Origin of the sequence: Pseudoalteromonas sp. S327, from assembly GCF_005886415.1 — a bacterium.
Lineage (GTDB): Bacteria > Pseudomonadota > Gammaproteobacteria > Enterobacterales > Alteromonadaceae > Pseudoalteromonas > Pseudoalteromonas atlantica.
On sequence record NZ_PNDP01000046.1, the window covers coordinates 1 to 20,976 of the forward strand.

A 20,976-nucleotide genomic window follows, 5' to 3' on the forward strand; every position below is an offset into this window, starting at 1 on the left:
GAGGACCACCGGCCCCCATGCCGAACTCAGTAGTGAAACGAAACAGCGCCGATGATAGTGTAGCATTTGCTATGTGAAAGTAGGACATTGCCAGGCTCCAAATAAGAGAAACCCGTTACAGCGATGTAACGGGTTTTTTGCTGTCAGGGATTTAATAAGTAGCCAAGACTCATGCCGAGCCCTGTATTCAAACAAAACAGCTCGATGACGAGCACCGCATAAGGCCGCCCCGACGCAATGATAATGTCCCATTTGCTATGTGACTCGCTACCGCTGTGGGCACGACGACATCGCCAGGCACCAAATACAAGAAAGCCCGACTCGAAAGAGGCGGGCTTTTTTACGTCTGCAGAAAAGTGAAATGCGTACACGTAATACACACTCTGATCAACATCTATCACGTAGGTCGGGTGAGCGAAGCGACACCCGACGCTAAAAAAGCATCGATTTATAGTGTTCTTATTTCATGAGTGGGATTACCAGATATTACTCACAAAGTCTCCACCACCGCCGTAGCGTGGGTTGAGTATCACGAAACCCGCGGATAAGGCTCACCTCACCAATAACAATCCATTTTACATATAGCTAAGTAGCAGTTTATTTCTGTATTTAAGCTTTAAGATGAACAATATTTATTCAACATAGCTGGATTACAAATATAATTTTGCTTTGTTACTGGCTTTGATTTAGGATCAAAATAGTTTAAAACCAAGAACTAATAGCCAGTGTATAGATTATTAATTAGTGCCATATCATTTATATTTTGTTTCTCTGTGTCGGCAGTTGAAGTAACTGATCTGTATCAAGATATATTAAAAGTCGATGATAAAAGTCGAGACACGCGTTTAGCCGCTAGCCGCAAAGCATTACTCAATGTTTTAGTAAAGGTAAGCGGGGATGAATCTGCTGATCAAAATAAGCTTGCTCAACAACGCACTAAAAACATTTCAGATTACATGCTCAAGTTTGAATACGACGAAAAAGCAAATGGACAGCTTAATCTAGTTGTTAAATTTGAAGCGCGTAAAATAAATGAATTAATTAAAGAATTAAATTTACCTCTTTGGGGCGTCCAGCGCCCATTAGTTGCTATTTGGTTAGGTATTGAAGATAACTGGCGTAGAGAGCTTGTTACACAAGAAAGCTATCCTCAGTTAGAGCAGCTTATATATGACAAAGCCGGTCGACGTGGTTTACCCGTTGTAGTGCCGCTATTAGATTTACAAGACAGACGTTTGGTTGGCATTCCTGAAGTATGGGGTAATTTTTCAGAGCCTGTTGAAGAGGCGTCGCGCCGTTATAGTGCAGAGCGAAGCATTACAGCAAGAATGTATCAAGAGCCCGACAGCGAAACCTGGATTTTAGACTGGCGTTTTACTAATGACGATTTATTTGATTCGAACCGTCTTGAAGGTGATAAACAGCAAATAGTAGGCCAGATGATAGACAGCTTAGCGTTGGGATTAGCCAATGAATACGCTATCGACCCTAACGCGTATTATGAACAGGCAGCGGCTACGCTCACCTTAAAAGGCACTCAAAGCTTTGTAGATATAGAACTTGCAAAGCGTCGTCTACAAAGTTTGAGTGTAGTGACGCAAGCAACAATAATGCGCAAAACCCCAGAATTTGTTGAGTTTAAGCTTAACCACACCGGCAGTGTGGGCGATCTTAAAAAAGGCCTTGGCCTTGATAGTGCCTTTAGAGATTATGTTGACCCTCGCGCATTTTACCATGTTGTAGATAAAAACAGTCTTGAGTATCAGTGGGTCGGTGAGTAATGCTAAGTGCTGAGCCAATGCAAATGGCACTACCAGTCACCTTACCTGACGATGAAACATTTGCTTCTTATTTTGGTGGGGAAGACTCTTTAGAGGTAAACCACCTTAAAGCGAGCTTTTCAAAGCTTGCCAACAAATTTCAGTACACTTATTTGTGCGGCTTAGGCGATTCTGGTAAATCCCATTTATTGTACGCAACCTGCATACAAGCCCAAGAGCGTGGGTTGTCAAACATGCTGTTGTCTATGCGTGAAGTTATCGACTTTGGCCCTATGGTTTTAGATGGTTTAGAAGCACTTGATGTATTATGTATTGATGATGTGCACTTAGTCGCTGGCAATGACGCATGGGAAAAAGCCCTTTTTAACTTTTTCAATCGCTTTAACGAGCCCGGAAAAATGCTAGTGGTTACGGCCGATTTGCTCCCTGACATGCTTAATATCACCTTGCCCGACTTAGAGTCTCGGCTAAAGTGGGGGACCACCTTTCAAATTCGATCAATGAGTGATGATGATAAAGCACAAGCACTGGTTAAGCGAGCGCATATGCGTGGGCTTGAACTAAGCGATGAATGCGCGCGCTTTTTATTGACTCGCTTGAGTCGTGATATGCGTGCTTTATTAGACGTATTAGACAAATTAGATCACGCATCAATGGCCGCACAACGAAAATTAACAATTCCCTTCATAAAATCAACGTTAAAGCTGTAGTAGGTCTAGAATCTAGACCCTGCTTTCAGTTATCATTAGTCAACAAAATTGTAATCACCTTCTGTGAAAGATCAGGTATCGAATGAACTTAGAAAATATTTTAGCGCAAGCACTTGAGGCAGTTGCCAGTGCCAGTGAAATCGCGCAACTAGAAGAGATCAGGGTTAATTACCTTGGTAAAAAAGGCGAAATCACAAGCTTACTTAAAACACTGGGTAAAATTGCTCCTGAAGAACGCAAAGAAGCAGGCCAAGTAATTAACCAAGCTAAGCAAGATGTACAAGCTGCCATTAACGAAAAGCGTGAGCTTTTAGCAAGTAAAGCGCTTGAAGAAAAGCTAGCAGCTGAAACAATTGATGTAACTTTACCAGGGCGCGTAATGCCTACGGGTGGCCTTCATCCGGTAACACGCACAATCGAGCGTATAGAAAGCTTTTTTGGCGAGCTAGGTTTTGAAGTTAAATCAGGCCCAGAAGTAGAAGATGATTTTCATAACTTTGATGCGCTAAATATTCCTGAGCATCACCCAGCGCGTGCTGATCACGATACCTTTTATTTTAATCCTAAGTTAGTACTGCGTACCCAAACAAGTGGTGTGCAAATTCGTACTATGGAAACAGAGCAACCGCCACTGCGAATTATTTCGCCAGGTCGAGTATATCGTAACGACTACGACCAAACGCATACTCCGATGTTTCATCAGGTAGAAGGTTTAATGGTTGATACTGATGTAAGCTTCACAGAGCTTAAGGGTATTTTACACGACTTCTTACGTAACTTTTTTGAAGAAGACATGGAAATTCGTTTCCGTCCTTCATTCTTCCCATTTACAGAGCCTTCAGCTGAAGTAGATGTTATGGGTAAAGACGGTAAATGGCTTGAAGTATTAGGTTGTGGCATGGTTCACCCTAACGTACTTAAGTCAGTAGGTATTGACCCAGAAAAATACACCGGTTTTGCTTTTGGTATGGGCGTAGAGCGCTTAACCATGCTGCGCTATGGCGTAAACGACTTACGTGCATTTTTTGAAAATGACTTAAAATTCCTAAACCAGTTCCGTTAAGAGTGAAAATATAAAATGAAATTTAGTGAAAAGTGGTTAAGAGAGTGGGTAAATCCTGCTATTGATACGCAAGCTCTTTCGGAACAGCTTTCTATGGCTGGCCTTGAGGTTGATGCAGTTGAGAGCGCGGCAGCGGATTTTAACGGCGTAGTGGTTGGTGAAGTTGTTGAGTGCGCACAGCACCCAGATGCAGATAAACTTCGCGTTACTAAAATCAATGTAGGTGGCGATGAGCTACTTGATATTGTGTGTGGTGCGCCAAATTGTCGCCAAGGCATTAAAGTCGCTGTTGCAACAGTGGGCGCTGTTTTACCGGGCGACTTTAAAATTAAAAAAGCCAAATTACGCGGTCAGCCATCACACGGTATGCTGTGTGCCTTTGTTGAGCTAGGTATTAGCGAAGAAGGCGACGGCATCATGGAACTGCCAAGCGATGCGCCAATTGGTACAGACCTGCGCGAATACTTAGGCCTTGATGACAAAATAATTGATGTGGACTTAACGCCAAACCGTGGTGATTGCTTGGGTATAAAAGGCCTTGCACGCGAAGTAGGTGTATTAAACAGCATTGATGTAAACGAGCTACAAATTCCAGCTGTTAGCGGCACTATTGACGATGAAGTATCTATTGAACTTGTTAATGCTGATGCGTGTCCGCGTTACTTAGGGCGTGTAATCAAAGGCATTAGCCTTGATGCAGAAACACCGCTTTGGATGGTTGAAAAGCTTCGCCGTAGTGGTATTCGCTCAATTGACCCTGTTGTTGATGTTACTAACTATGTATTACTAGAACTTGGCCACCCAATGCATGCATTTGATTTAAATGCAATTGAAGGCGGCATTAAGGTTCGCAGTGCCAATGCAGGCGAAGAGTTAGTATTGCTTGATGGCAATACTGCAAAACTGAACGAATCAACACTTGTGATAGCCGATCATAATAAAGCACTTGCGATTGCCGGTATCTTTGGCGGTGAGCAATCAGGTGTTACAGAAAAAACGTCTGATATTTTATTAGAAAGCGCGTTTTTTAACCCAGTCGCAATTGCAGGTCAAGCCCGCAGTTACGGCTTACATACCGATGCATCACACCGCTATGAGCGTGGCGTAGATTTTACCCTGCAACACGATGCAATGGAACGCGCAACTGCTTTATTACTTGATATTGTTGGCGGTGAAGCAGGACCTGTTATAGAAGCTGTGGCTGCTGATAAACTGCCAAAAGTGACAGAAGTACGCCTACGTCGTGCGCGTTTAGACCGTGTAATTGGTCATCATATTGACGATGCGAAAGTGACTGATATTCTGACTCGTTTAGGGTTAGACGTTAAGTTTGAAAACGACAGCTGGAGCGCTGATATTCCAAGCTACCGCTTCGATATTCGTATTGAAGAAGACTTAATTGAAGAAGTTGCTCGTGTTTATGGTTACAACAGTATTCCAAATGTTGCGCCAACCGCAAAGTTAAAAATGACTACACATGACGAGTCAACAATTGCGCTAAGTAAGTTTCGAAATACGTTAGTGACACGTGGCTACCAAGAAGCAATTACGTACAGCTTTGTAGACCCTAAAGCACAAGCTATTATACACCCACAAAGTAATCCGCTTATACTGCCGCACCCAATTTCAATTGAAATGTCGGCTATGCGTGTAAGCTTAATGCCAGGGCTTTTAGCATCGGTTGCGTATAATCAAAACCGTCAACAACCACGTATTCGTTTATTTGAGCATGGTCTTAAATTTATCAGCGACGACAGGGCAGAAAATGGCCTGCAGCAAGTCCCTGTCATTGGCGGTGTGATCACTGGCCTTGCACACGGCGAGCATTGGGTTGAGCAAAAACGCAACGTTGATTTTTACGACCTAAAAGGTGATGTTGAAGCCTTATTAGCAATCACCAACGATACAAGCCGTTTTGAAATTAAAGCAGAACAGTCAGACGGTTTACACCCAGGCCAATCAGCAGTTATTTATGTTGAAGGTAAAAAGGTAGGATTTTTTGGTGCTCTTCATCCTCAAGTGCAAAAATCGTTAGATATCAATAACGCAACTTTTGTATTTGAAATAGAAATGTCTGCAATAGAAAAAAGAAATTTACCGCAAGCTGTATGGGTTTCAAAATTCCCTTCAAATCGCCGCGACATCGCGATTTTAGTGGCTGACAGCGTTAATTCAGGTGATATTTTAAGCACAATAGAAAAAGTTGGCGGAAATCAATTGGTTGACCTAAACTTATTCGATGTGTATAAGGGCAAAGGTATTGAGCCAAATTATAAGAGTTTGGCGATTGCTCTAACACTGCAGGCGGTTGATAGAACACTCGAAGAGAAAGATATCAATCTGGTAGTTGATAACGTGGTGGCCACATTGGCCGAAAAGTTTAATGCATCGTTGAGGGACTAGATATGGCGCTTACTAAAGCCGACATAGCTGAACACCTATTTGAAAAGCTCGGGATCAATAAAAAAGATGCCAAAGATTTAGTTGAAGCGTTTTTTGAAGAAATCCGCTCAGCGCTTGAAAAAGGCGAGCAGGTTAAGCTCTCTGGATTTGGTAACTTTGATCTTCGTGATAAAAAAGAAAGACCAGGCCGTAACCCGAAAACAGGAGAAGACATTCCTATTTCGGCGCGCCGCGTGGTGACCTTTAGACCAGGTCAAAAGCTTAAAACCCGTGTAGAAGTGGGCACAAGCAAAGCAAAATAAAAAAGGGCAGCGTAAGCTGCCTTTTTTATTTAAAAAACCATCTGGCATCATGTTTTAAAACACATTTAATGCCAGGGGAGTTTGCTTACCTAAAATTCTCGCGGTGATACAAACTCACCGTTTTGTATTTGTTCATACGTTTGTTGAGCAAGGACATCGAGCGCATCTAAATTTTTACCATCGCTCATCAGTTGGTGCTCAATGGGTAGTAAATCTATATTCTCAATGCCAGCGCTTTGCGCCACTTTCGAAAAAATGTAAGCGTGCTTATATTTATCATGTTTATAAAACAAGCTGATTAACGAGGTATACACTTCAGGATTTGGCTGTTGGCCTTGTTCATTTAGCTCAAGCGTTTTATATAGCAAATCAATTGTTTTTTCATCGTCAAACTTAATGTAATAAGAGGCTAGATAAAACTGCATTTCTGCACTGTTGGTTACGCTTTCATCATTTTCCATTGCAAGTAAACGAGTCAGCGCACTTTGCTCATTGTTACGTGACCAATGATAGTAAAGCAAGCCTGGGTGGTTAGTGTTTTTTGTGTCTTGATAAAGTCGGGTCATCTCTTTAATGCTAGTAAGCTGACCTTCAATACGCGATGTTGTTTTAGACTTTAGTTTAATATGTTCTATTTTTGCGGCTAAAGTAATACATTGATTATACGACTCAAACCCCTTAAGCAATTGGTATTTGTTTTCATCTGTGGGTTTTTTATATTCTATATAGCGTTTTAAAATAACCTCAGAGCGCTCATTTTTACAATGGCTATCTTTATTTAAATCACTACAAAAGCCAGGTGTTTCTTTACATACCTGAGCGAGAGTCAGTGGGTCTTCGCATCCTGTTAACGCTAGCATTGTTAGTATTGCGCTTGCTCTTAAAACCATCCCTTAACCTCAAATGAATATATACATTACTATTCTAGCGCAATCATTTGTGCGCTAACAGTAGAGAATAACTTTAGATTAACTTAGAATAGCCCTGCCTGAAGTGCATTACTCTCAAAATCTAATGCATTTTTAAAGGCTATCCGTTCAAAATGATTAAATTAGGTAAATAAAATGACCTCATCTCACGAATTAGAATATACAAATAGTTGGCAAGAACGCCAAGATTACGCTGAAAGCATGCAACCTATCATTGGTAAGCTTTATCGTAACCGTGGTATAGAAATCGCTGTATATGGCCGTCCTCTCGTTAATGCTAGTACTATCGATATTATCAAATCACACAAAACTGTAGCGCAATTTGAAGGCACTAAATTACGTTTACGCGAAAGCTTTCCGTTTTTAGAAGCCATTAGTAAAATGGATCTAAACTCGGCACGTATTGATATTGGTAAACTTGCTTATAGCTATTTGTACAGCGATGCTGCTAATGGCCGCACAGTTGATGAATTTGTTAAAGACGAATTAGCCGAAATTGCAGACTCACCAGCCAAAGAGCCGCGTGATGTTGTATTGTATGGATTTGGTCGTATAGGGCGTTTGTTAGCACGTTTACTAATCGAAAAATCAGGCCCTTATGCCGACTTACGTTTACGCGCAATTGTTGTACGTGGTGGTAAAGAAGGCGACCTTGAGAAACGTGCAAGCTTACTGCGTCGCGATTCAATTCATGGTCCATTTAATGGCTCAATCACAATTGATACGCAGCGTAATGCAATTAAAGCGAATGGCAGCTACATCCAAGTGATTTATGCTAACTCGCCAAGTGAAGTTGATTACACCGCTTACGGTATCGAAAATGCACTCGTAGTCGATAACACTGGTATTTGGAAAGACGAAGCAGGCCTTGGCCAGCACTTAGAGTCTAAAGGGGCTGCAAAAGTACTATTAACAGCACCGGCTAAAGGCAACATTAAAAACATTGTTTATGGTGTAAATAACCAAGACATTAAGCCTGAAGATAAAATCGTGTGTGCAGCAAGCTGTACTACCAATGCGATTACGCCAACCCTTAAAGCATTAAACGATAAGTTTGGTATTAATAACGGCCACGTAGAAACTGTACACTCATACACAAACGATCAAAACCTTATTGATAACTACCACAAAGCAGAGCGTCGTGGACGTGCTGCTGCACTTAATATGGTAATTACCGAGACAGGCGCAGCTAAAGCGGTATCTAAAGCGCTTCCTGAGCTTGAAGGTAAGCTAACTGGTAATGCTATCCGTGTGCCTACACCTAATGTATCGCTTGCTATATTAAACTTAAACCTTAATAGCAGCACGTCTGTTGAAGAGCTAAATGCGTTTTTACGCGAAACAGCACTGCATTCAGAACTGCGTGACCAAATTGATTACACCGCATCAACCGAAATCGTATCTACCGATTTAGTCGGTAGCCGCTACGCAGGTGTTGTAGACTCGCAAGCAACAATTGTTGAAGGTAACCGCGTTGTTTTATACGTATGGTACGACAATGAATTTGGCTACAGCTGCCAAGTAGTTCGTTGTATGCGTGATATGGCTGAAGTTGCTTTCCCAAGCTTACCTCGCTAATTTATACGCAATTATACTAAGCCAGCTTTTTTGCTGGCTTTTTTAGTCGCGTTATATTTTTAAAGTGTACCCTGTGTGGTAGGCTTTAATTATTGAAATGCTTATTTGATTTCATTCAATAATGCATTTTACTATTTAACCTGCAATCTGCTTGAGATAGTTTAATTATCCACAGTACAGGTTTTTAAATAGTGTCAGTTCTGCACTTTTAGGCCGCTCTTTTTTGTAATTTAGTGACCAAAAATAGAGTCAATTTAGTCCAAAATATCAACGTGCCTAACAAAGCAGATAAACTTATTCTACCTTAAGGTTTTTTCATGAAAATCAGCAGCAATTTTGATAGTGGTAACATAAAGGTTATCGAAGCCAACGATCCGTTAAATATTCAATTAGAGATAAACAACGATCACCAGTCTGAATTTTACCAGTGGTTTCACTTTCGTCTAGAAACAACGCCTTATCAACTGCATAAGTTAAACATTAATAATTTAGAAAACTCTGCCTACCCAGATGGATGGGAAGGCTACCAAGCTGTTGCCTCATACGACCGTCAAACATGGTTCCGTGTGCCTTCAAATTACGAAAATGGCACGCTTGCCTTTGAACTAGAGCCTGAATGCCCCAGTGTATATTTTGCTTACTTTGCGCCATATAGCTACGACCGTCATTTAGATTTATTAGCCTGGGCGCAAAGCGAAGAGCTTTGCCAATTACAAACTTTAGGTGAAACACTTGATGGCCGTGATATGAGCGTGCTTAAAATTGGTCAGCCTAGTGAAGATAAAAAAACAATCTGGATCACAGCGCGCCAACACCCAGGCGAAACTATGGCAGAATGGTTTGTAGAAGGGCTATTACACAAACTACTAGATGATGAAGACCCGCATGCCGCTGCTCTTTTATCAAAAGCTGTATTTTATGTAGTACCAAACATGAACCCAGATGGCAGCGTACGTGGTCACCTTCGTACTAACGCAAAAGGCGTTAACTTAAACCGTGAATGGCAAACGCCTAGCATGGAAAATAGCCCAGAAGTGTATTTAGTACTGAATAAAATGCGCGAAACTGGCCTCGATATGCATTTAGATATACACGGTGATGAAGCTATTCCTTATAACTTTGTGGCGGGCAGTGAAGGTATTCCAAGCTACGATGACCGCTTAAAAGACTTAGAAGATAGCTTTAAAGCAGCGCTGCTTACTATAACGCCAGAGTTTCAAGATGAGCACGGTTACGATAAAGACGAGCCGGGCAAAGCTAATTTAACAGTTGGCTCATCTGCAACGGCAGAAGAATTTAAAGCACTTACTTACACAATTGAGATGCCTTTTAAAGACAATAACGACTTACCAGACCCAGATTACGGCTGGTCAGACCGCCGCTCGTATCAATTTGGTCAAGATACTTTAGCGGCAATCGTAAATGTCGTTGATAAATTAAGATAAATTAGTATAAGGTAAGGGCAACATTAAAATGTTGCCCTTTTTTATTACAAAATTAACAAATAATAAAAGTGCGCAATGGCTTAGTTATCGTATTACCTAGCTCTGAGTAAGTAATAAACAATCAACAGTCTCAAATAAAATAATAAGAGGTATTTAGCGTGGATGCATTCGGACAACTTTTAGATAGCCTAGATGGCATGTTAGGGGGCGCAGTTTGGTTTCCCTATGTGCTGCTAGGAGTCGGTCTATTTTTTACTATTTATTTAAAGTTCCCACAAATTCGTTATTTCAAACATGCGTGTAAAGTAGTTACAGGTAAATTTGATAAAAAAGGCACCGAGGGTGACACAACTCATTTTCAAGCACTGGCTACTGCGCTCTCTGGTACGGTAGGTACAGGTAACATTGGTGGGGTAGCCTTGGCTATTTCTATTGGTGGCCCCGCGGCATTATTTTGGATGTGGATGACGGCATTTTTTGGTATGACCACCAAATTTGTAGAAGTTACGCTTTCACATAAATACCGCGAAAAAACCCAAGATGGCACCATGGCGGGTGGCCCTATGTATTACATGGATAAACGCCTAAACATGAAGTGGCTTGCTATTTTATTTGCCGTTGCCACTGTAATTAGCTCTTTTGGTACGGGCAGTTTGCCACAAATTAACAACATAGCGCAGGGTATGGAAGCCACATTTGGTTTTGCACCTATGGCAACCGGTGCTGTGTTATCTATTTTACTTGCGTTGGTTATTTTAGGTGGTATTCGTCGTATTGCTGCTATTACATCACGTGTTGTGCCCATTATGGCCGTGATTTATATCATAGGTGCGTTAGGTGTTATTTTTTATAACATTGAAAACATCGGCCCTTCGTTTGCGTCAATATTTGTTGATGCATTTACAGGCTCTGCTGCAGCCGGTGGTTTTTTAGGTGCCTCTTTTGCGTATGCATTTAACAGAGGTGTAAACCGTGGCTTGTTCTCAAATGAGGCCGGTCAAGGTTCTGCACCCATTGCCCACGCATCGGCAAAAGCGGATGAACCTGTGTCTGAAGGAATGGTGTCAATTTTAGAGCCGTTTATCGATACCATTATTATTTGTACATTAACAGGCTTAGTTATTTTATCGTCGGGTGTGTGGAATGAAAAATTCGAAACACATTTTGAACGATCGTCAATGAGCATTATTAAAGGTGACTACTCAGAAACCAACGAAGCGCAGCGCCAAGAGCTATACAATTACCTAAACGGTAACGATAGCAAGGTAGAGCTATTCAACGGCAACATTGATGTAGTTAATGGCGAGCCAACAAGTAATGGCTTTACCGTATTACATTCACGCTCAATTGGTGAAGACATACGTTTTGGTATTACCGACAAACATAAGTACACAGGTATTGTTGAAGTTAAAAACGGCATGCCAACCGACGACAGCATTAGTTTAATAGGTAAATCGTTAGTGCACTCAGCAGAGCTGACAACCAAAGCGTTTACCCGAGGCTTTTTTGGCGATAGCGGCCAGTACATAGTATCGATAGGCTTATTGTTATTCGCGTTTTCTACTGCCATTGCGTGGTCGTACTACGGTGACCGTGCCATGATTTACTTACTTGGTAATCGCTCAGTTATGCCGTATCGCGTATTTTATGTTGCTGCGTTCTTTTGGGCTTCGTTTGCCGATACCACTTTAGTATGGAAATTAGCAGCCGTTGCAATTGTCGTTATGACCTTGCCTAACTTATTTGGCATTATGTTATTGCGCAAAGAAATGAAACAATCCGTAGATGACTACTGGGTTAAATTCAAAAAAGACAACGAGCAATAAAACAAGTACAATAAAAGGCGCCGCAAGGCGCTTTTTTTATGCGTAGTATGGAGAGTAGTATGGCGATTATTCATTGCCCCAAATGTGCAAAATCAATTTCAGATAAACATCAGCAGTGTCCGCATTGCAATAGTAACATTGGCGCGCTTAACTCTGAGCAGGTACAACAGCTTCAGCGCGAACAGCGAATTAAAAAACAGCAAATGTTTATGAACCATTCTTTCTTGGCGCTCATACTATTTTTAGGTGGCTTTTTTTGCTTATACTTTTTACAACCCGCAAAAGAAACCCTGCAATGGTACGCGTATACAGTAGCGATTGGTGTCGGCTGTATTTGGTACTTAGTAAACCGCGTTATTTTAGTGACTCTAAAAAAGAAAAGATGACATGAATATTGACAACCTTGTACAAAATATAACCCCAGAATTATTTGAGCGTTTACAGTACGGTGCTTCAACCGGTAAATGGCCCGATGGCACGCCGCTCTCTGATGAGCAAAAGCAACAAACGGTGCAACTTGTTATGCTTTACCAAGCTAAAATAGCGCAATCAAACGAGCAATTTACCATTGGTGCTAATGGCGAAATGATCCAAAAGACAAAAGCACAACTACAAAAAGAATTTAAATCAGAAAACGAAATAGCTAGGTTTAGTGAACATGATCTTTAAACACCTTTTTACACCTAAGTGGAAACACCCAAAGCAGCAAGTTCGTCTAGACGCAATTGAAAAACTTGATGTAGAGCGCGACGCATCAATTTTAAGCACATTAGCGCTGGAAGATAACTCAGCCGAAATACGCCGCAAAGCATTACAAAAAGTAAATAACCTACCACTGTGGTGGAAAGCCTATAAACAAGATCACGCGCTAAAAGATGTAGCCGAAATACAAATTTCAAACGCAGTGTTAAACAACGAAAGCGCACTGAGCACGCAAATTAAAAGTGAGTATATAGACCGTTTTGCACCGGTTAAAACACTGGAAAAGCTCGCCTTTGCAGAGAAAGAACTGCAAGTACGCGTTAAACTTTTAAAGCGCTTAGCAAATCCTAAATTAATTGAAAAAGCGTTTAAAGAGGGCAGCGAAGAGCTTCAAAGCCAACTTGTAGAGCTCGTTATAACGCATCAACTTATTAAACCATTAGTAAAGCATGCTAAAGGCGATGCTAAGCAGCAGCTTGAGCAACACATTGAAAACGAACGCTTAGCGATTGAAATGCCCGCTCAGGTAGAAAGCGCAACACGCGTTATTTTAGCTAAGCTAAACGCCCTGCGAGATAAAAACGATTACGCCATAGTAAACCCACAAGCCGGCGAATTAATGGCGCAGTGGCAAGCACTTGAGCTTAAATGGTTAAGCGAAGAGCACGTTAAAGAGCTAGATAAAAAATACATCAGCATTACTGATAAACTCGATGCGCATATTGCTACGTTAAAAGCTCAGCACGAGCAACAACAGCAGCGTTTAGCCGAGCAGCAACGTCAATTATTAGCTCTGGCAACACTTGAGGCATTGAGCGAAGAAATAGAAAACGCGTTGCAATTAGGCTTAGAAACCCCAGAGCAAATTCAGCAAGATTGGTTAGAGGCCAAAGTAGCGCAAGCTAAGCAAACGTTAACCGATGCCCAACACGGCGATAACGCACAAACTAAGCAAGTTATTACAAAGCTTGAAAAACTATTCAATCAGGTGGCTAAACTACCAGAGCTTAGTAGCGCAATTGCACAGTATAAAATTGCTTTTGAACAGCTTAAAGAAATTGAGCCTGCGCAGCAGTTAGCTGATTACGATGATGTTTTAACTCGTTTTAATAACGCATTTAAACAAACTCGTAGCCATTTAAATGTGGTTGATGGGGCATTGCAGCAAAACTTTAAATCGCAATTAAATACGCATAAAAAGCAGTTTTTAGCGCAAATGAGTGAGCTGACTAAACCGCTTGAAAAAAACCAAAGCACAGCCAAACGTAAAGCACGCGATGTAAAACGCCTTATTGAGCAAGGCCGCTTTAATGTTGCTTTTGGTGTATTTAAAGGCTTTGAAGAGTTGTTTGATAAGTTAACACCGCAATTTCAGCAGCCACTAGTAAACTTAAAAGCCGATTTAGAAGCACAACTTGCAGAAGCAAAAGATTGGCAAAAATACGCAGCCGCGCCAAAACGCGAAGCCTTACTTGAAGAAGTGGCAGGGTTAGTCGACCAACCGTGTGACGACCCACAACATCGCGCTGAGCAAGTTAAAGCGTTTCGTAAGCGTTGGAACGAGCTTGGCCGTTTAGATACAGAGCAAGAAAAGCAACAAGGTGAGCAGTTTGATAGCAACATAGAGCTGTTGTTTGCACCGTGCCGTAGTTACTTTGCCGAGCAAGAAGTGGCGCGCGAAGCTGCAAAAGCCCAGCGTGAAGTACTGATAAACGATATGCAAGCACTAAGCGAGCTAGACACCGCTATTGAAAGCTTTGATTGGAAGCAGTTTGAGAGCCAATACAACCGTTTAAATAAAGCGTGGCGTAGCGTGGGTAAAGTTGACCCTAAAACATACCGCGTATTAAACGAAAGCTTTAAAACACAGCAGCAGAGCGTACTTGCTATATTAAATGCGTACCATAAAGGCAATGCAGCACAAAAAAATGCCTTAGTGGAACGCGCCTCAGCGCTTTCGCAAAGTGAAGATTTAGCTGCAGCATGCCAAGAGTTAAAGCAATTACAACAGCAATGGCAAAGTATAGGTTTTGCAGGTTTAAAAGCCGAAAATGCGCTGTGGCAAAAGTTTCGCCAATATAACGATGAAACCTTTAGCAAACGTAGCAGTGAGTTTGAGCAGCAAAAGCTGGCTCAAAACGAAACAGATAAACAAGCTGCAATAGAACTGGCTGAGCTAGAAAGTGCCCTTGAGCAAGTAAATCAAAAAGCCCAATTGCATGACCTAGAAACCAAAGTAAAAGGCTACGCACAATATAAATCGCTTGCGTCAAAAGTGGCAGCATTATTAAGTGCTATTGACGAAAAGCTAGCTTTACTAACAAGCCAAGCGCAGCATGCGCAATTTGAAGCGCTGATCACTGCACTTGAAAACAACGAAGTAGTGCCAAGCCAATTTCAAGCACCGTTAGCGACATCGCTTAGTAGTGAACAACTTATTACAAGAATGGAAATTCTTGCCAATGTAAGCTCGCAAAATGCAGCGCTTAGAATGGCAGAGCAAGTCGCCATGCTTGATGATAAACACCGTGGTGAGCATGCTGATTTAAACTATTATTTAAAGCAGCTATTAGCGCTCAGTAAGGGTTCAGTTGAGCCTGACACACTAGCTAAAATTAAAACTATTTTTACAGCATAATATGTAATTAACTTGTATTAAATACAGGTATTGCATAATAAAAGCCGCTGTTTAAGCGGCTTTTTTATAATTACAACGAGGATAAAGGTTAGCATGAGAATTTTATTACTGTTTTTAACCACACTACTTTTAAGCGCATGTAATTCTACACAAGGCGTGTCTGTTTACTCATTTACCAGCTCAGAAGTAGAAAGTGTGCTAGGTAAACAGTTGCCTAAGTTAAGCGAAAAGGTGAGCTTAATGGGGCTGCCAGTGCAGTTTGATGTAAACGATTTAAGTGTAAATATTGGTCCAGATAACCGTGATGTAGTAGTACTTGGTGCAGACTCCAGTGCAGAAATAAATGCATTTGCACTAAAATACCCAGTACGCTTAAAGCTGCAAATTGAAGGCAGCCCGTTTTATGACAGTGAAAAAAAAGCCGTGTTTTTACGCAATGTTAAACTACTAGATTCGAGTGTGGATGCAGGTGGCTTTAAAGGTAATTTAGCGGCGCTTGATAATGAAGCGATGGAAGTAATTAATGCTTTTTTAGCCCTCAACCCTGTTTATACGTTAAATATGGACGACCCTAAAATGATGCTGCTAAGCAAATTACCCCTTGATATGAAAGTGGTTGAAGGGGCAATTAAATTAGTACCGCGCCTTTAATGTACAGCACACTGCTTGCGATAGTTTTATTACCAAAACGTTTGGTTAATTAGATCGAGCCCAGTAAAATGTACGTATTAATTAGCCTGTTTCTCAGGCTAATTAGGTTTTTATAATGGCAGCTTCGCGCAGCATACCTACCTCAAGACTCTCTCGTTTTGCAACGCTTGGCTCCTTAGCCGGTGGTGTTGCAACCAACATGCTTATAGATGGCACTAAAAGTGCGCTCTCGGGTAATGGTTGGAATAATAAAGCTTTACTCTTACAACCTAAAAACATAGAAAAACTAGCTGTTCAGCTAGCACACCTTCGTGGTGCTGCCATGAAACTAGGGCAATTACTGTCTATGGATGCTGGCGAGGTATTAAGTCCTGAACTTACTCAATTACTCGCATTGCTTCGCGCTGATGCAAACCCAATGCCGCACAATCAATTAGTTAAGGTACTTAAAAGTGAATGGGGTGAAAACTGGCTTAATCGTTTTTCGCATATTGAACTTAGGCCATTTGCAGCGGCGTCTATTGGCCAAGTGCACTTAGCTTATCAAGAAAATGGTGAAAAGCTGGCGGTAAAAATTCAATACCCAGGTATAGCGCAAAGTGTACATAGCGATGTAGACAATGTTATTGCACTATTAAACATTGCGCGGTTAATCCCTAAAGAGCTTGATATACAGCCACTCATAAATGAGGCTAAAGAGCAGCTACTTGCCGAGGCTGATTATGAACGCGAAGCACACTACCTTAAAAGATACGGTGAGTTGCTAAGCCAACACGTTAATTTTAAAGTGCCTAAAGTATATGGCGTTCACAACACTAAACGCATTTTGGCAATGGAGTATGTGCAAGCAACGCCTATAGAAGCGCTTAGTAATTTACCTCAAGGTGAGCAAAATAACATTGCAGCTAGGCTCATAGATTTATTTTTTAAAGAAATGTTTGTGTTTAAGCTAATTCAAACTGATCCTAACTTTGCTAATTTTCATTATCAGACCCAGAGTAAGCAAATTGTGTTATTTGACTTTGGGGCAACCCGAGAGATCTCGAGTAAGTTGAGCAAGGCTTACCTGTCACTATTTATTGCAGGCACTGAAAACAATAGGGCGGGCGTGTTAAGCGCAGCACGTGAAATAGGTTATTTTAAAGATACCCTACTAGATTCTTACAAAAGCCATGTTATTGATTTGTTTTTAATGGCGTGTGAGCCGCTAAGAACCACTGGCGAGTTTGATTTTAAAAACAGCCCCTTAGCAACGAATATTAAAAATGCAGGGCTAGAGCTGAGCGCACAGTCGCAGCAATGGCATACACCGCCCGTTGATGCGTTGTTTATTCATCGTAAGCTAGCTGGGCTTTATTTAATTGCGGCAAAGTTAAATGCAAAAATAGATATTAACGCTTTATTTAAGCCTTATATTAAAGGCCACTTTATTTAACTGTTTAGCGCGTCACTTTATGGCATAATAATCGTGATATTTCGCGAGGACGATGTAATGATAAAACAATTTTTAAATGACCCCAAACTTTTACTTAATGCGGTAGGAGAGGGCATTTACGGCTTTGATTTATCGGGCAATGCGGTGTTTGTAAACCCAGCAGCTGAACGTATGACTGGCTGGCAAGCCCAAGAATTGTTGGGCAAAAAAATACATCAGTATCATCATCACAGCCACGCCGACGGCTCTCCTTATCCAGCCGATGAATGCCAAATATATTGCACCATGTTTGATGGCAAACGCCGCGAGGTTAAAAACGAAGTATTTTGGCGCAAAGACGGCACCTCGTTTGCAGTAGAATACACATCAACCCCCGTTTACAGGCAAGGAGAGTTAATTGGTGCGGTCGCGCTATTTCGCGATATATCGGCGCAGCAGCAAACCCAAAACGAGCTTAAGCAAGCGCTTGAGCAAGTTAAGCATTTGAGTGAGCAGCTGCAAGATGAAAATAACTACCTAATTGCAGAGCTTAACGAAGACTGGCAAGACTCAGGCTTAGTTGGCCAAAGCCATGTTTTTCAAGCTATGTTGGCGCAAATTAAACTTGTTAGCGAAACCGACAGCACAGTATTAATTTTAGGTGAAAATGGAACAGGCAAAGAGCTGGTGGCGCGTAACTTACACCGGTTAAGTAAACGCAGTAATCAAGCTTTTATAAAAGTGAACTGCGCAGCGTTTACGCCAAGCTTGTTGGAGTCTGAATTATTTGGCCACGAGCGCGGTGCGTTTACCGGTGCAAACGAGCGACGTAAAGGCCGCTTTGAACTGGCCGACAAAGGCACACTGTTTTTAGACGAAGTTGCTGAGCTGCCATTAGAAGCGCAAAGTAAATTGCTACGGGTATTACAAGAGCAAGAGTTTGAACGGGTTGGCGGTAGTACTACGCTTAAGGTAAATATTAGAGTATTGGCAGCAACCAATCGTGATTTATGGCAAATGGTGCAAAAAGGCACCTTTCGAATTGATTTATATTACCGCCTTAATGTGTTTCCTATTAAAGTGCCCGCGCTTAAAGAGCGCAAAGAAGACATTCCTTATTTATGCACCAATTTAATTACTCAACTAAATAAACGCTTAGCAAAGCAAATAAAAGGGGTGAGTAAAAAAGCGATTAGCCAACTACAAGCTTATGATTGGCCTGGTAATATTCGCGAGTTACAAAACGTACTAGAGCGCGAAGCTATTTTAACTAAACATACTGTCCTTAAACTTAGTCAGCCATTGCATGGCGATGCAAGCACAGCTGTAAATACATCACTTACGCTTGCAGAGGCGCAAAAACAGCACATTATTGAGGTGCTTGAATTATCACAGTGGCAAATATCTGGCGATAAAGGCGCTGCTTGCAAATTAGGCCTGCCCGAGAGCACTTTGCGCTCAAAAATGCGCAAACTAGGAATAAGCAAAAATACGTGATATATCGCGGTATTCGTTAAATATCGCGAATGAATTTTATTGCTAATTTATAAATATATTTAATATCAATTACTTAATTAAAGTTTCAGCTTGGTCTGAAAGTTGCAAAAGCAGCATTAATACCGTCACTATTAAGTAGCTACTATGAAGTTTGATATTAAAGAAGAAGATATGATCATCAAGCCCTATAACACACCAGGGCCTATTTATATTCGTGAGCAAAAAGGCTTTTACCAACAAATACGCCGTAACCTTGGTTGGTTACTTATGCTTATGTTTATTGCCATTCCTTGGATTCAATACAAAGGTGAGCAAGCCGTACTACTTGATGTAGCCACGCAAAAGTTTACTATTTTTGGTTTAACCTTACTGCCGCAAGACTTTATGATTTTAGCGCTGCTATTTATGGTAGGCGCGTTTGCTTTGTTTTTTGTCACGAATTGGCTTGGCCGCGTGTGGTGTGGTTATACCTGCCCCCAAACAATCTGGATGTTAATGTTTAGTTGGGTTGAGCAACGTATAGAAGGTACTCGTAATCAGCGTATAAAGTTAGATAAATCACCATGGAGTGCATTAAAGTGGCGTAAAAAAATAACCAAACATGCTGCGTGGCTTGTTATATCGCTGCTTACTGCAACGTCGTTTATGGCGTATTTTATACCCGCTAAAAGTTTATACCTTGAAATGTTTACCTTACAGTGGTCGGGCATTACCAGCTTTTGGGTGTTTTTATTTGCATTTTGTACTTATGGAAATGCCGGCTTTTTACGCGAAAAAATGTGTAACGTGGCGTGTCCGTATTCTCGCTTTCAATCGGTGATGTTTGATAAAGATACATTGGTAGTGAGCTACGATGCAAAGCGCGGCGAAAACCGAGGCCCTCGTAAACGCAAAGCTGATCCTAAAGCCCTTAATTTAGGCGACTGCGTTGATTGTAATTTATGTGTAGAGGTATGCCCCGCGGGCATAGATATTCGTAACGGTTTGCAATACGAGTGTATAAATTGTGGCTTATGTATTGATGCCTGTGACGACACTATGGATAAATTTGGCTATCAAAAAGGGTTAATTAAATATGCCAGCGAAAAACAGCTAGAAGGTAAAAAAACCAATCCATTTAGGCTTAAATTAGTGGGGTATGGTGTATTAACAGGGGTATTACTTATTTCTATGATTGCGTGGGTATTGCAACGTACGCCAATAGAGGCATCGGTACTGCGCGACAGAAACGCATTATACCGTGTAAATTATGAAGGCTTGGTAGAAAACCCATACACTCTCACTATTATTAATAAAACCCAGCAGCCATTGCACTACGGCGTAGCCATTGAAGGCCTACCTGTGGCCACACTTAGTGCGCCAAGCTCTATTTTGGTATTGCCAGGAGTGATGAAAAAAATTCCGGTTACAGTCACCGCTGATGGCTACGACATAGCAACAAAAGTGACCCCAGTTAGCTTTGTTATTACCGCTGTAGAAAACCCTGATATAGCGATTACTAAAACAAGCCAGTTTTATAAAAACTAGCAATGGCTTGGGCTAAAATTAGTTCACGCCATTATTTAATTGCGATGAAATAAAACGTTTTGCAGCATCTAGGTTATCAAATAAACATTGGTTAAAATCTACATCGCGTTTAGCGTTTTGCATTATTCGCTGCATTTGGCTTATAGCAATAGGGGAGGTGAGGACAAATGCACTTATCAAGCAGTTAGTGTGCTGCATATGTGTGCTTATGGCGACCATTTCTTGCTCTGCATCGGGCGTAGCTGCAAGTACACACGATGAGTCGCTTATGTAACCCCATTGCTTACCTTCAAATTCAGCCACTTTATCAAAAAGGGCGGCTTTGAAGTTGGCCAATAGCTCTAGGTCTAAATTTCCGCTAAATTGGGCAATAATTATATTGCCCTCAAAGGATAAAGTTACCTCAGCATGCTTATTTTTATACTTCATCGTAGGTTCCTAATTTTAATTAGTTTATAACTTATACCAATTTACTTAATTAAGTTAGCTATTTTGAGGCTAGAAAACATG

At 41.3% G+C, this 20,976-nt stretch carries 17 protein-coding genes; 15 read left to right on the forward strand and 2 right to left on the reverse strand.

The genetic code is table 11. From position 1 onward, the window contains the following. Positions 1–725 precede the first annotated feature (725 nt). The 5 genes from CWB60_RS14650 (at position 726) to ihfA (ending at position 6,259) form a co-directional block, all read left to right on the forward strand. Positions 726–1,781, forward strand: coding sequence for a DUF2066 domain-containing protein (locus tag CWB60_RS14650; protein WP_024032198.1), 1,056 nt, complete (start codon positions 726–728; stop codon positions 1,779–1,781). Then, the gene (gene hda / locus CWB60_RS14655; RefSeq protein ID WP_004587231.1) at positions 1,781–2,491 is read left to right on the forward strand and encodes a DnaA regulatory inactivator Hda; all 711 of its coding nucleotides are present in this window, start codon (positions 1,781–1,783) and stop codon (positions 2,489–2,491) included. The genes CWB60_RS14650 and hda overlap by 1 nt, the downstream gene beginning before the upstream one ends. A gap of 82 nt (positions 2,492–2,573) precedes the next feature. Continuing rightward, positions 2,574–3,554: a phenylalanine--tRNA ligase subunit alpha gene (pheS, locus tag CWB60_RS14660; protein WP_004587232.1), complete on the forward strand. Its 981-nt coding sequence runs from the start codon at positions 2,574–2,576 to the stop codon at positions 3,552–3,554. A 15-nt stretch (positions 3,555–3,569) separates the two neighbouring features. Beyond that, positions 3,570–5,957 carry a phenylalanine--tRNA ligase subunit beta gene (pheT, locus tag CWB60_RS14665; RefSeq protein WP_138579677.1) on the forward strand — a complete coding sequence of 796 codons (2,388 nt, stop codon included), beginning with the start codon at positions 3,570–3,572 and terminating at the stop codon, positions 5,955–5,957. Between the two features lie 2 nt (positions 5,958–5,959). Next, complete coding sequence (ihfA, locus tag CWB60_RS14670; protein WP_002960690.1) at positions 5,960–6,259, forward strand: integration host factor subunit alpha; 300 nt, start codon at positions 5,960–5,962, stop codon at positions 6,257–6,259. A gap of 89 nt (positions 6,260–6,348) precedes the next feature. On the opposite strand, the gene CWB60_RS14675 is transcribed toward ihfA, so the two are convergent. Beyond that, positions 6,349–7,149 (reverse strand): DUF2989 domain-containing protein, encoded by an 801-nt coding sequence (locus CWB60_RS14675; RefSeq protein ID WP_138579679.1) that lies wholly within the window; start codon positions 7,147–7,149, stop codon positions 6,349–6,351. Positions 7,150–7,323: 174 nt separating this feature from the next. On the opposite strand from CWB60_RS14675, the gene CWB60_RS14680 reads away from it, so the two are divergent. From CWB60_RS14680 to ccoG, 10 genes are all read left to right on the forward strand, one after another. Continuing rightward, a complete protein-coding gene (locus CWB60_RS14680) occupies positions 7,324–8,766 on the forward strand; it encodes a glyceraldehyde-3-phosphate dehydrogenase (protein ID WP_138579681.1) in 1,443 nt (480 codons plus the stop codon). 317 nt (positions 8,767–9,083) lie between these two features. Next, entirely contained in the window at positions 9,084–10,211 is a 1,128-nt protein-coding gene (locus CWB60_RS14685) for a M14 family metallopeptidase (RefSeq protein WP_138579683.1), read from the forward strand. Positions 10,212–10,369: 158 nt separating this feature from the next. Further along, positions 10,370–12,037, forward strand: coding sequence for an alanine/glycine:cation symporter family protein (locus CWB60_RS14690; RefSeq protein WP_004587237.1), 1,668 nt, complete (start codon positions 10,370–10,372; stop codon positions 12,035–12,037). A gap of 59 nt (positions 12,038–12,096) precedes the next feature. Further along, the gene (locus tag CWB60_RS14695) at positions 12,097–12,423 is read left to right on the forward strand and encodes a hypothetical protein (protein WP_004587238.1); all 327 of its coding nucleotides are present in this window, start codon (positions 12,097–12,099) and stop codon (positions 12,421–12,423) included. Position 12,424: 1 nt separating this feature from the next. Next, positions 12,425–12,706, forward strand: a complete 282-nt coding sequence (locus tag CWB60_RS14700; protein ID WP_004587239.1) for a YeaC family protein — start codon at positions 12,425–12,427, stop codon at positions 12,704–12,706. After that, positions 12,696–15,377 carry a DUF349 domain-containing protein gene (locus CWB60_RS14705; RefSeq protein ID WP_138579685.1) on the forward strand — a complete coding sequence of 894 codons (2,682 nt, stop codon included), beginning with the start codon at positions 12,696–12,698 and terminating at the stop codon, positions 15,375–15,377. The genes CWB60_RS14700 and CWB60_RS14705 overlap by 11 nt, the downstream gene beginning before the upstream one ends. Before the next feature lie 93 nt (positions 15,378–15,470). Then, positions 15,471–16,028, forward strand: a complete 558-nt coding sequence (locus tag CWB60_RS14710; RefSeq protein WP_029773554.1) for a YceB family lipoprotein — start codon at positions 15,471–15,473, stop codon at positions 16,026–16,028. Between the two features lie 115 nt (positions 16,029–16,143). Then, positions 16,144–17,463, forward strand: coding sequence for an ABC1 kinase family protein (locus CWB60_RS14715; protein WP_138579687.1), 1,320 nt, complete (start codon positions 16,144–16,146; stop codon positions 17,461–17,463). 57 nt (positions 17,464–17,520) lie between these two features. Next, complete coding sequence (locus CWB60_RS14720) at positions 17,521–18,939, forward strand: sigma-54 interaction domain-containing protein (RefSeq protein WP_138579689.1); 1,419 nt, start codon at positions 17,521–17,523, stop codon at positions 18,937–18,939. 144 nt (positions 18,940–19,083) lie between these two features. After that, on the forward strand, positions 19,084–20,466 hold the full coding sequence (gene ccoG, locus CWB60_RS14725; RefSeq protein ID WP_121637276.1) for a cytochrome c oxidase accessory protein CcoG: 1,383 nt from the start codon (positions 19,084–19,086) through the stop codon (positions 20,464–20,466). Between the two features lie 18 nt (positions 20,467–20,484). Here ccoG and CWB60_RS14730 read toward each other — a convergent pair whose 3' ends face one another. Then, complete coding sequence (locus CWB60_RS14730; RefSeq protein ID WP_138579691.1) at positions 20,485–20,895, reverse strand: hypothetical protein; 411 nt, start codon at positions 20,893–20,895, stop codon at positions 20,485–20,487. Between the last annotated feature and the right edge of the window lie 81 nt (positions 20,896–20,976).